The sequence below is a fragment of the Nitrospirota bacterium genome (assembly GCA_030684575.1).
GTDB lineage: Bacteria > Nitrospirota > Nitrospiria > Nitrospirales > Nitrospiraceae > Palsa-1315.
Genome location: JAUXVD010000004.1, coordinates 117,572 through 128,941, shown reverse-complemented (window position 1 = coordinate 128,941; position 11,370 = coordinate 117,572). Strand labels below are relative to the sequence as shown.

The 11,370-nt window shown below is 58.9% G+C and carries 13 protein-coding genes; 11 read left to right on the top strand and 2 right to left on the bottom strand.

Annotation, left to right across the window (positions count from 1 at the left end; all coding sequences use genetic code 11):
- From Q8N00_02755 to Q8N00_02705, 11 genes are all read left to right on the top strand, one after another.
- Positions 1-134 (top strand): IS3 family transposase (locus Q8N00_02755; protein MDP2381705.1); only part of this gene is annotated, 134 nt, incomplete at its 5' end.
- Positions 135-141: 7 nt separating this feature from the next.
- Positions 142-927, top strand: coding sequence for an ImmA/IrrE family metallo-endopeptidase (locus Q8N00_02750; protein MDP2381704.1), 786 nt, complete (start codon positions 142-144; stop codon positions 925-927).
- A 251-nt stretch (positions 928-1,178) separates the two neighbouring features.
- Complete coding sequence (radA, locus tag Q8N00_02745) at positions 1,179-2,540, top strand: DNA repair protein RadA (protein ID MDP2381703.1); 1,362 nt, start codon at positions 1,179-1,181, stop codon at positions 2,538-2,540.
- Complete coding sequence (locus Q8N00_02740; protein ID MDP2381702.1) at positions 2,524-3,528, top strand: hypothetical protein; 1,005 nt, start codon at positions 2,524-2,526, stop codon at positions 3,526-3,528. Before radA ends, Q8N00_02740 begins: the two co-directional genes overlap by 17 nt.
- Positions 3,525-4,343: a tRNA (adenosine(37)-N6)-threonylcarbamoyltransferase complex dimerization subunit type 1 TsaB gene (gene tsaB / locus Q8N00_02735; protein MDP2381701.1), complete on the top strand. Its 819-nt coding sequence runs from the start codon at positions 3,525-3,527 to the stop codon at positions 4,341-4,343. Before Q8N00_02740 ends, tsaB begins: the two co-directional genes overlap by 4 nt.
- A 2-nt stretch (positions 4,344-4,345) precedes the next feature.
- Positions 4,346-4,897 carry a ribosomal protein S18-alanine N-acetyltransferase gene (gene rimI / locus Q8N00_02730; GenBank protein ID MDP2381700.1) on the top strand — a complete coding sequence of 184 codons (552 nt, stop codon included), beginning with the start codon at positions 4,346-4,348 and terminating at the stop codon, positions 4,895-4,897.
- Between the two features lie 21 nt (positions 4,898-4,918).
- The gene (locus Q8N00_02725) at positions 4,919-5,161 is read left to right on the top strand and encodes a DUF465 domain-containing protein (protein MDP2381699.1); all 243 of its coding nucleotides are present in this window, start codon (positions 4,919-4,921) and stop codon (positions 5,159-5,161) included.
- 48 nt (positions 5,162-5,209) lie between these two features.
- A complete protein-coding gene (tatC, locus tag Q8N00_02720; GenBank protein ID MDP2381698.1) occupies positions 5,210-5,983 on the top strand; it encodes a twin-arginine translocase subunit TatC in 774 nt (257 codons plus the stop codon).
- Positions 5,984-6,205: 222 nt separating this feature from the next.
- Complete coding sequence (locus Q8N00_02715) at positions 6,206-7,234, top strand: hypothetical protein (protein ID MDP2381697.1); 1,029 nt, start codon at positions 6,206-6,208, stop codon at positions 7,232-7,234.
- A 19-nt stretch (positions 7,235-7,253) separates the two neighbouring features.
- Positions 7,254-7,763 carry a peptidylprolyl isomerase gene (locus Q8N00_02710; protein MDP2381696.1) on the top strand — a complete coding sequence of 170 codons (510 nt, stop codon included), beginning with the start codon at positions 7,254-7,256 and terminating at the stop codon, positions 7,761-7,763.
- 43 nt (positions 7,764-7,806) lie between these two features.
- Positions 7,807-8,523 carry a hypothetical protein gene (locus tag Q8N00_02705; protein ID MDP2381695.1) on the top strand — a complete coding sequence of 239 codons (717 nt, stop codon included), beginning with the start codon at positions 7,807-7,809 and terminating at the stop codon, positions 8,521-8,523.
- Between the two features lie 202 nt (positions 8,524-8,725).
- On the opposite strand, the gene Q8N00_02700 is transcribed toward Q8N00_02705, so the two are convergent.
- On the bottom strand, positions 8,726-10,096 hold the full coding sequence (locus tag Q8N00_02700) for a TolC family protein (GenBank protein MDP2381694.1): 1,371 nt from the start codon (positions 10,094-10,096) through the stop codon (positions 8,726-8,728).
- 37 nt (positions 10,097-10,133) lie between these two features.
- Positions 10,134-11,366 carry an efflux RND transporter periplasmic adaptor subunit gene (locus tag Q8N00_02695; protein ID MDP2381693.1) on the bottom strand — a complete coding sequence of 411 codons (1,233 nt, stop codon included), beginning with the start codon at positions 11,364-11,366 and terminating at the stop codon, positions 10,134-10,136.
- Between the last annotated feature and the right edge of the window lie 4 nt (positions 11,367-11,370).

Genomic DNA, 11,370 nt, shown 5'->3' with positions numbered 1-11,370 from the left:
AAACGAGAGCCGAGGCGAGAGCGGATATCTTTGATTACATCGAGCGCTGGCACAATCCCCGGCAGCGGCGGAGACTCGATCAACAGCAACAGGGGGAGCAACTCTTAACTCAACCGTCCGTGGAAATGGGGTAGAACCCATGTGGAGGCAGGACTCTCTGATCAAAACTTTCAGAGCTTGGCCTTCGATCTTTACTTGCAATCTCCTGTTCGAGAAACAAATTCGCTATGGGACTTTTTTGAAGATACTGCTCTTGATTCTGGTTTGACTCCTGCCCAAGTCAGGAAAATTTCGAATCCCCGCAGCAAGCTTGTGAATCAGGTTCAATTTTACGAGAAGAATGATCTTGAGAGTCGTAGCAGTGAGATTCTTTCAGAGCTTGGCTATGCGGGCGGTGTAGTCTCGCTGGATGATCTACGTGCTCGTGAGGCGAAGCGAGTGGGTCTGTCTGTGAACTTCCATGTCCCAAGACCTGCAGATTCACTCAGGCCTGTCCTCGGTTGTATCCAGTTTGATCCACTCGTCATTGACGTGTATGAGTACGATACCCCCAATGCCGGTAGAAGCCGTTTCACATTGGCGCACGAACTCGCACACCATTTACTTGGTCACGGCAAGTATCTAGTTCGCGAATCCTGCGACGAGTCAGACTTTGTGCTCCAGCGCAGGGCGATCATTGACGGTAGCGATATTGCTCGTATGGAGTTCCAGGCGAACTATTTTGCGTCAAGCCTGCTTCTACCTCGAATCCACTTCATTGAAGATTTTCGCCGATTGGCGCACGATCTTGGCATTGTCGACAAGGGCTATGGACACCTATATGTAGATGATCAGCTCTGCAATGTGCAGAACTATGAGATTGTCACTGGGCACTTGATGGGAAAATATGGTGTATCGCGTGCACCAGGATTCGACTTGAGGTCTTAGGGTTACTGCGCGACGCACGTGGTCAAAGTGGACTACGTGCGTTGTGACTGTGCTTGAGTATGTACTAGTCGGGGTGCTCGATTTTGCGCAGAGCCATCTGGCGTAGTTGTCGGTGAACTCAAATAGAACGTCTAGCGGCGTGAGCTTCACCGCTCTAGGCTCAGGATTTTGGCTGACTCCCGTATCTTCCATTCACCTCCCTCTATCATTTACTATAAGTCTCGGTTTTCCTCTTACGAAGGCTCCTCTGCATGAAAGCGAAAACGAGTTTTTCCTGCCAGGCTTGCGGCCACGAGTCGCCGCGATGGCTTGGTCGCTGCCCTGATTGCAGTGGCTGGAATACGATGAAAGAGGAACGGCAGGCGCCGACGGGGAAGGGGCGGCCTGCTGCGATGAAGATTGCGCAGGCGAAGGCGACGCCGATTGCCGAGATCGAAGTCGTGGGTGAAGACCGTCGGCTGACGAATATCGGTGAATTCGACCGGGTGCTGGGCGGGGGTGTCATTCCTGGCTCGGTCATCCTGATCGGCGGCGATCCTGGCATCGGGAAGACAACCCTGCTGCTCCAGGCGCTCCCGCGCCTGTCTTCCAAGGAAGAACCGGTGCTGTATGTCTCTGGAGAGGAATCTCCGAGGCAGATCAAGATGCGGGGGCAGCGGCTCGGCATCGAGCATCCGAATCTGCTCATCCTGGCGGAAACGTCCCTCGAACAGATCCTCAAGGCCGTGCAGGAGATCCAGCCTGCGGCCGTAGTCGTTGATTCGATTCAAACGGTCTATACGGAACAGATTACCTCTGCGCCAGGCAGCATCAGCCAGGTGCAAGAGGTGGCAGGCCAGTTGATGTGGTACGCGAAGCGCAGCAATGTGCCGGTCTTCATCATCGGGCATGTGACCAAGGAAGGCGCGATTGCCGGGCCGAGGCTGCTGGAGCACATCGTCGACACGGTGCTCTATTTCGAAGGGGATAAGGGCCATAGCTTTCGGATCCTCCGCGCGGTGAAGAATCGTTTTGGCTCAACGAACGAGATCGGTGTGTTCGAAATGAAAGACTGCGGGCTGGAGGAAGTGAGTAACCCCTCCGAGTTGTTTTTGGCGGAACGGTCGCAGCGCACCACGGGGTCGGTCGTGGTCTCGAGCCTCGAAGGATCGCGGCCGATTCTGGTCGAATTGCAAGCCTTGGTGTCCTCCACGAGTTATGCGATGCCGAAACGTATGGCGAATGGCGTGGAGCAGAATCGAGTCTCGCTGCTCCTCGCGGTCATGGAGAAGCGGCTGGGCATGCATCTATCCGGGCAGGATGTCTATGTCAACGTCGTTGGGGGGATGCATATCGATGAGCCGGCCATAGATTTGGGTATTGTGGCGGCAGTCACGTCGAGTTTGCGAGAAGTGCCGATTGAGCCTGGTCTGTTGGTGTTGGGTGAAGTGGGGCTCGGCGGTGAAGTGCGCGCGATCAGTCAGGCGGAAATGCGGATTCGTGAAGCGGCAAAAATGGGATTCACCCGCTGCCTGTTGCCGGAGCGGAACTTGGCCAAGCTGGAGCCGATCAATGGGATTGAATTGATCGGGATCAAGGAAGTGGGAGAGGCGTTAGATGTGGTGCTGGCATAAAGGTGGAACAGATGGGCGCGCCGTTGTGGAAGCGCAACGCGTAGGGTCTCACCCGCCGACTCCCGTTGCCCCAAGGCGCATCGATTACCTCGTCGGCTGTGCTCGTTGGACGAACAGCGTCGAGACTCGACTGATCACGCGAGGCGCCGGCGTCAGGGGAGAGAAGCGCGGGCGTCGCTGGGCGCTCTTGCTGTTGTGTTGCTTTGCCGTTCCCCTGTTTTCCAACTGCGCGGCTGTCCCGCCGCGTGAGGAGGTTGCGCTCAAGCAGGCGACGGTGGAGGAGTTGACGGCGGTACTGATTCAGCGGGAAGCCGCGATTCAGACGATGAAGGGGCTCTTCAGCGCGAAGGTGCGAGGCGGGATCATTCCGATCGCGTCTCGGATAGAGGGAGCCTTGTATTATCGTCGTCCAGACGCCATGCGCCTGCGCGGGTTTACCGCGATCGGCAGCGAACTCTTCGAATTCGTGCAGACGGGCGACCAGTATACGTTGCGGTTGCCGACGATGCGCCGTGTGCTCTCCGGGAATCCTTCCGATATGAGCGAAATGGGCAAGCTCGCCAGGCCCTTTCAATTGAGCGTCTGGGCGATGGGTGGTCTGTTGGGTACCGGTACGATTGCGAAGGACGAGACGGCTGCCCTTGTGGCTGACGGGGACCGTGCCCGGCTGGATGTGTCAGGGCCTTCTTCCAACGGCGTACCAGTCATACGCCGGCGGCTCTGGTTTGAGCGGCAGACATGGCTCGTCGTGCAGGAAGATCGGCTGACGGAGTCCGGTTCCGTGGAAGCCACGATTCAGTACGAGGACTTCCGTGCGATCGGCGAGGGTGAGGCGACGGGTGCAGCAAGCGCAGGACGGTTGCTTCGACCCTTTAAGATTTCGTTGGAAGATGGGAACGGAAAGGGAAGCGTGCAGGTCACGTTTCACGAGATGATTCCGAATCAGCCGCTTCCGGCATCTGACCTCCCGCAGGTGTCGCTTCGATGAAAGTGTTGGCAGTCGAAACGGCCACGTCCTGGCAGAGTGTCGCGATTCTCGACGGCTCGCGCGTCCTGGCCTGTCACGAGCAGGATGCGGCCGGGTCGCATGCCAAACTCTTGTTGCCGACGATCGATCGGTTGTTTCGCGAGACGGGTCTCACGCTCAAGCAATTGGACGGACTTGTCGTCTCGATCGGCCCGGGGTCCTTTACGGGACTTCGCGTCGGCCTGGCAACGCTCCTCGGGTTCCGGACGATCAGTCAGCTGCCGTTGGCGGTCGTGCCGACACTTGAAGGTCTGGCCTGGAACCTGAGAGGCACCTCGGCGCTCCTCTGTCCCGTTCTCAATAGTCGGCGCGGGGAACTCTACTGGGCACAGTTTCGCTGGACCGGCGAGGGTCGGTTGGAACGAGTGGTTTCGGAGCAGGTGGGCACGTCCGTCATGTTAGGGCGCAGCCTCACGGAGTCGGCGCTCCTCTTTGGGGAAGGCTGGACGACGGAAGCTCCGGCTATTCGTGCCTCGATCCTATCCGCCATCACGGTGACTGAAGCGCCTGAGGCTGCCATGAGACCTTCAGCCGTCTCGATTGGATTGGCAGGCATCGAGCGGCTTCGGCGCGGTGAGCAGGCAGGGGTTGGGGTCAGTCCGCTGTATGTCCAGCGTACCGCAGCGGAACTGAAGTATGAAGAGTCCGGCGGCATCTCGCCGGTGCAGCTGCGGCAGGAACGCGTCGCGAAAAAAATGACGGCTCGTGCGGCGGCGGTACGGGCTCAGTCGGGGGATCGGCGGGCTGCGCGAGGAAAAGGGAAGAGCGGGTTGTGACGATGCGGCTTGGTGAGCAGGATGATTGGGTGATCGAGCCGGCGACCGTCGAGGCGCTGCCGGACATTCTGCGCCTTGAAGAAGCTTGCTTCTCGGCCCCCTGGACGCGCAAAATGTTGGAGGCCGAACTGAGCGGTAATCCGTTTGCACATTTTTTATTGGCCAAGCAGGTCGCGCCCGGCGACAGTAGCTCCGTCTCGATTATCGGGTATCTCTGTTTCTGGGTCGTCTTTGAGGAAATACGGCTGATGAACCTGGCGGTCATCGAGTCGATGCGGCACAAAGGCATCGCACGCGCCTTGGTTTCACAGGCGTTAGAGGTTGGGGCTGCACAGACGGCCGTGCGCGCCCTGCTTGAAGTGCGGGCCTCGAACCATGCCGCGCATGCACTCTACCGAAGTCTTGGATTTCGCGACGTGTCGACCCGACCAACCTACTACAGCAACCCCATAGAAGATGCGCTACTGATGGAACTGGATCCGATTCGATCGGAGTCTGTTCGATTGACCGAAGAAGTCGCTCGTGAGGGAGGACGTCTCGACCCGCTGCAGTAACTCATAACCAGGAGGTGCGACATGCTGACAGACAGTATGATTGCGGAACGGTTGCGCCAGTCCAGTCACGAATTCCGTGCATTGGAAGAGTCTCATCACCGTCTCGACCTGGAATTAGTCCAATTGCAGAAGCGCCATGTACGGACTCCGGCTGAAGAGCAGTCGACCAAGCAGTTGCACAAAGAGAAGTTGGCGAAGAAAGACAAGATGGCCGAGTTGATCCGAGTCTATCGAGACCAGGATCTGCAGGCTGCTCCACGTTGAGGCGCATCGTTGTGGGGCTGAGATCAGCCAGCAACCGGAACCGGAGTCATGGCACAGATCCTCAATCCCCTGGCCGCACATATCCAGACGATCAAGAAGCGGTTGATCATCATCGGCGCCACGATGCTCGTGGCCCTGATGGTGTCGTTCGCCTTTTCCAGCGAGATGGTCGCCTGGCTGAATCGTCCGTTTCCCAACCAGCTGGTATTTTACGGACCAACGGAAGCTCTATTCGCCTCGATCAAAGTGTCCTTTCTGGCGGCGCTTCTGGCGAGCCTTCCGGTCATCTTCTATCAATGTTGGAAGTTTATTGAACCGGCGCTGCTCCCGAAGGAGCAGCGCTGGGGCTTTCCGCTGTTCGCATTGGCCGGGGCGCTCTTTGCGCTCGGGTTGGTCTTTTGCAATCTTGTCATCCTCCCGCTGGTCATCGACTTTTTCGTCAGCTTCGGTATGGACCACGACGTGACCCCGCTCTTGAGCGTCGGCACCTACATCGATTTCAATGTGAAGTTTCTACTGATCTTCGGCTGTGCATTTGAGTTGCCGCTGGTGCTCACCATCCTGGCGCGGCTCGGCGTGGTGACGGGGGCGACGCTCGCAAAATACCGGAAGCATGAGATCATGGCCGCCTTGATCCTGTCGGCCATTGTCACGCCCGATGCGACCCTCTTTACCATGCTCTTGATGGCTGTCCCCTTGATGGTGTTGTATGAGATAGGCATTCTTGGCGCACGGATCTTCGGACGGGGTGGCCCGACCGAAGTCAGCTTGCCGCTCGATCCTGATTTGCCGATGGGACCGGCCGGCCATCGTGTCCGGTAGCAGGCTGCTGACAGGATGCTGAAAACGTCCGCCAGCATCGTTCTCGGCTCATCGAAATCCTCAACGTACCCTTGAGGGTACGCCTCCGGGTTCGATTCGCCTGCGGCCTTGCTGGACGGCCTTTTTGAGCAGCCTGCAGCGAAGGAAGCCGCCGTGTTATACAGAATAGGTCTACCCTGTTTTTCGCAGTCTGCTAGACAACATCATGCGGGAAGGACTGAGATGAATCGTTTCGGAATCAGGCTGGCCTTGTTTCTACTCTGTGTCGGTACCGCTATGTTGGGTGTTGCGGAGCCTGGTCTGTCTCAGATTCAGCAGCCCGTGCAAGAACTGACCAGCATTCAAGCCCTCACGACTGTCGGGAGCGATCTGGTCTATGCCGGTTCGTTCGGCCATGGCCTCTTCCGCAGCGAGGACCGAGGTGCGACCTGGGCGAGATCGGGCCAGGGCGTGACCGATCCGTTCATTCTAACGTTGACCACGGGAAAAGACGGCGCAATCTATGCCGGCACCTTCCGTGGCGGGGTCTTTCGCTCGCGCGACCAGGGCAAGAGTTGGCAGGCGGTCAATACCGGGCTCAAGCATCTCGAAGTCAAATCGCTCTTGGCGGCGGGGGACACATTATACGCCGGGACGAGTGGCGGGGCCTATCGGCTGAACGCAAAAGGAGACCGGTGGTCGCCGGTGACGACCGGCTTAGACGACATCCTGGTGCATACGTTAGTTCTCTCGTCCGATGGGACGCTGTTTGCAGGCACGTCAGGAAAAGGGATCCTGCGATTTAAGCCACAATCAGCCGGCTGGGTGCGTCAGCAACAGGGGCTCAAAGACCATGAAGGCATGATCGAAAACTTCATTCGCGTGCTGACGGTCGATTCCGAGGGGAATATCTATGCCGGCACGTTCGACGGCGGGGTCTTTCGCAGTGGCGACGGAGGCCTGAACTGGCAGCCCATCAGCCGGGCCTTGCCGAATGATTCCATCCGCGGAATTCTCTTCAATAGCCGTGGGCTTTTTGTGGCCACGGGCCACGGTATTTTCAAGACGGTCGATAAGGGCCGCCAGTGGGTACCGCTCAACAAGGGACTGACGAGCATGTCGGTCCAGGTGTTGATCCAGTCTGGCGCCGGAATCCTCTATGCCGGGACGAGCGAGGGGGCCTTCCGGAGCGACGACGACGGGCGGACGTGGAGTTCCATCAATCAGGGCATTGAGGGAGGGGAGTCTCCGGCTCCCTTCAGTTTTCGCTAACCAAGAAAGGGATGAGACGATGTCAGAGCCGACGGAGAAGACGCGCGCGACCATTACCGTTAGCAGCAAGGGAGTCCAGTTGGGCGAGATCGTCCTGAAGTTTTTTCACGATGTGGCGCCAGGTCACGTGAAGAACTTCACGAAATTGGCCCAAGAAGGCGTTTATAACAACACGACTTTTCATCGAGTCATTCCAGGCTTCATGATCCAGGGCGGCGATCCCAACAGCAAGAATCCAGACCGTGCGTCGCACGGCATGGGCGGGCCTGGGTATCAGATCAAGGCCGAGTTCAACAGCAAGCCGCACAAGCGCGGGGTTCTCTCCATGGCCCGTTCGAACGAGCCGGACAGCGCCGGTTCGCAGTTTTTCATCTGCGTGGCGGACGCGAACTTTCTCGATTGGCAGTACACCGCATTCGGCGAAGTGGTCAGCGGATTGGACGTCGTAGACAAGGTGGTCGCCATGAAGCGCGACGGGCGGGACAATCCGCTGGAGCGTGTTGAGATGACGGTCGCGATTACGGACTAATGAATGCTGTGATGGGTGATGTGTGATCAGTGATGAGGCGGCAGTGACGATGTCAGCTGTGAAGTGGTACCGATCACGCATCGCGCGTCACGCATCACTTTTGTGTGCGGTTCTTGTCTTGGCCGGATGTGCCATTCCCATCGTGCCCTATCGCGCGGTCTATGAAGACCCAGTCAACTTCGTCAGGCTTGAGCATGATGACGCCGTTCTGCCGGAATGGCCACCTAGCGCGCATGACCATCCGAAGTCGATGCGATACGAAGATCTGGCTCACATCCTCAGCGGCATTTCGGTCAAAGAACATCGGATCTGGTTACAGAAGTGGACGCAGGGCGAGGCGCCGCTGATGCCGGCGTTTCGCCCCGACGAGATCACGCTATTATCGCGGCAGATCGCCGAGGCGCTGGCCATCGCTCAACCGGACGAACGCGTGACGTTTTATCTCAGCCAGCCGCAAACCTCCGCGAAGCGCGTCATTACGTCTGGCGGCCTCTATCTCCACGGGACGGAGTTACATCTCATCTTGGGAAATTGGCAGATCGTGTATGGCATTCCAACCTATGGGATGATTTACGATCGTCGTTACCCCATGCGCCCGACTGCCGCGAAGGGATTCGAGCTTTTCTTCGATCCGAGTGAGGCCATAGTCGTCCAGCGGCACAGTTTTATCGACACGCTGTTGGCCAACACGAAAGATGAGTTCGTGATCGATCTCATGAAGGTTAACTTCGGCCCCATCGCCTCTCTGGCAGGCCGCTGAAAACGTCCGCCAGCTCCGTTCTCGGCTCATCGCCATCCTCAACGTACCCCTAGGGTACGCCTCCGGTGTCGACTCGCCTGCGGCCTTGCTGGACGAACGTTTTGAGCAGCCTGCGGGAGCATTCGCCTAAGAGCGACCGTTAAAACTGATAGCTGAAAGCTGACGGCTGAGTGCTTTGGTCGTGAGCGACGAGCGCCGCCCTCTAGCGCATCGCCGAATCGGCCTCCAGCTGGCCGCGGCCTCCTGCTGAATAGGCGAGGGTCACTTCGGCAATCTTATAGTCGAACTGCGATTCTGCCAGCCTGGTTTGTGCCGCCGTGACGGCGACTTCCGATTGGGTCACTTCCACCACAGTGCCGAGGCCGAGTTTGTAGCGTTGTTTCGCCAGTTGCAGGGATTCCTGCGCCGTTTTGACCTGTTCCTCCGCCAGCTTGATTTGCTGCACGAAGGTGATGGTGTCGAGGTAGGCGTTCGTGACTTGCTGTGTGAGCGCCTGCTCGACGTTCGTGGTCGCCGCATCCGAGGCGTTTCGTTGCGCGCGTGCCTCATGGACTTGGTTCTCGATCAGAAATCCCGTGAAGAGGGGCATCGACACCAGGGCTCCCGCCGTCCACCAACCTCCCGTTGCCTGATTCTGCCTGGCATCGAAGGGCTCGAAGGTGCCTCCGCTTGCCAGCGCCGAGATCGTCGGGAGATATTGCTGTTTCGTGGCGCGCAACTTCGCTTCCGCCGAAGCTGTTTGTTCTTTGAGCCGTTGGATTTCAGGGTGAGAGAGACTTTCACCGATCAACGTATCCAATGGGCGAGTCGGCTTGACGTCGATGGCCAGATCTTCCAGCACATAATCGTCTTGGCCCGCCATGCCCATGGCCCGATTGAGGTCTGCATAGCTGGACTTCAAATCGTTGCGGCTGCGAATCAGGAACGACTCGGCATTGACGAGTTCGACCCGCACGAGGTTCCAATCCAGCTTGGATTTGAGTTGCTGGCGGTAGAGCGCCTCGATCTGGCCGGCGATCAGGCCCCGCTCACGCACGGTTTCCTCCGCAATCTGCACCAGCTTGCGCCGTTTAAGGCTGTTTAAGTAGGTGCGCTGCACGTTCAAGACCACGAGGGCGCGCCGTGCATTCACATCCTGCCCCTGGGCACGCTCGGCCAGCTGTGAGGATTCGACCAGGTTGCTGGTCACTCCGAAATCGTAGATACGTTGGTTGGCGATCACGCCCGCGGCAAAGATGCTTTGGTTCTGTTGGAGCAGGGCGCCGCCGACGAGAAAGCGAGGGTTGGGCCGTCCCGCCCCGGCCGTGGTGTCGGCGTTCGCGTAGACTTGCGGATAATAGAGCGAACGGGTCTGCTGCGTTCTCGCTTCGGAGGCTTTCAGGTTGGCGTTACCCTCCTGGACCGATGGATGGCTCTGCAGCGCCATCTCGACGGCCTGTTGCAGGCCGAGGAAGCCTCCGCGTGGCGGCGGTTCAGCTGCGCGCGACAGCGGTTGTGCCGAGGCTGGGGCTGCTCCGCCAAGCGCGGCAAGGATCGTACATGCGATCAGGCTGCGAGTGATCGTGCGATGCATAGGACCTCCTCTGGTCATGTCGATAGGTCTGTGAGCGTTATTTGGGGTTCGTGGGCAAAGCCTTGTCTGTATGCGTGGCAGCCGGGCCTGATGCGCCAGGCGAGCGGCGCTCGAATTTCTGCTGGGCCGGTTTCCCTTCCGGCAGGTTGAACGGAGCCGGAGAAACGAGCGAACGATCGACCAGTTTGCGCTTTCCGACGACGACGACCTCCTCGTCGCCTGACAGGCCGGAGGTAATCTCGATCCAGCGGCCGTCGCTGATACCGGTTTGTACCGGTACCGACTTTGCGCGGCTGGCGTCGACGATGAACACCGACTTCCCTTTGGGCCCGCTGATCACGGCTTGAGGCGGGAGCACGAGCGCATCGGGAATTTCCCGCAATCCGAGAGCCACTTCCACGAAGGTGCCGGGGCGGAGCGCATGGTCGGGGTTCGGCAGGTCGATCTCGACGAGCAGGCTGCGCGTCGAGGGATCGAGCGCCAGGGTCGAACGGGTGACGGTCCCGGTAAACGAGCGCCCCTCCAATCCCTTGACGATCACGCTGGCCTTGGTGATGCCGGGCTGTACCCAGGGTGAATCGTCCTGTGGCACATTCGTATAGACGCGCACCGTATCGAGATCCATGATCGTGAAGAGGGGAATCGCTCCGGACGACGAGGCCGTGGCGACCTGGATCAGCGCGCCGGGATCGGCAAAGCGGGCCGTAATGATGCCGGCATATGGCGCGCGAACTTTGGTGTAGTCGCGAAGGGCCATCCGCTGGTCCACGAGATGTTTGGCCCCCTGGGTCGCCGCCTCTGCGACATCGACATCCTGCTTGGCGATCACGTCCGGCGATTCCTTCCAGACCTTGGCCAACCGTTCCGACGTCAGGCGCTTGATATGGTAGTCGGACTGGGCCTGATGATACTGCTCCTCGACTTCCGGCGCATCGATAACCGCCAGGACCTGATCCTTCTTGACCGCATCGCCTTTATCTGGCCCGATCCATTTCAGATAGCCCGATACCTTCGCGTAGAGCGTGGTTTGATAACGCGGCGAGACATTCGCCGGCAGGGTGACGCTGTAGACCAACAGGCGCCTGGTCGGCTTCGTCACCTGTACGTCTACCGGCTGGCTGTCGCTCTGTGCCACGGCTTCGGTCTGCTCCTGGCTGGAGCCGGCTGGCGCCGCGGCGCCAGATGCGGTCTTCTTCGCAGGCTCCTCTTTATCACAGCCGATCAGGAGCAACAGCAGGGCGGCGACGATGTAGACGGAACGGTTCGACATGGTC

Bases quoted from the DNA above. Each gene is read 5' to 3' on its own strand.
- radA (MDP2381703.1), top strand. From the start codon at position 1,179: ATGAAAGCGAAAACGAGTTTTTCCTGCCAGGCTTGCGGCCACGAGTCG.
- Q8N00_02740 (MDP2381702.1), top strand. From the start codon at position 2,524: ATGTGGTGCTGGCATAAAGGTGGAACAGATGGGCGCGCCGTTGTGGAA.
- tsaB (MDP2381701.1), top strand. From the start codon at position 3,525: ATGAAAGTGTTGGCAGTCGAAACGGCCACGTCCTGGCAGAGTGTCGCG.
- rimI (MDP2381700.1), top strand. From the start codon at position 4,346: ATGCGGCTTGGTGAGCAGGATGATTGGGTGATCGAGCCGGCGACCGTC.
- Q8N00_02725 (MDP2381699.1), top strand. From the start codon at position 4,919: ATGCTGACAGACAGTATGATTGCGGAACGGTTGCGCCAGTCCAGTCAC.
- tatC (MDP2381698.1), top strand. From the start codon at position 5,210: ATGGCACAGATCCTCAATCCCCTGGCCGCACATATCCAGACGATCAAG.
- Q8N00_02715 (MDP2381697.1), top strand. From the start codon at position 6,206: ATGAATCGTTTCGGAATCAGGCTGGCCTTGTTTCTACTCTGTGTCGGT.
- Q8N00_02710 (MDP2381696.1), top strand. From the start codon at position 7,254: ATGTCAGAGCCGACGGAGAAGACGCGCGCGACCATTACCGTTAGCAGC.
- Q8N00_02700 (MDP2381694.1), bottom strand. From the start codon at position 10,096: ATGCATCGCACGATCACTCGCAGCCTGATCGCATGTACGATCCTTGCC.
- Q8N00_02695 (MDP2381693.1), bottom strand. From the start codon at position 11,366: ATGTCGAACCGTTCCGTCTACATCGTCGCCGCCCTGCTGTTGCTCCTG.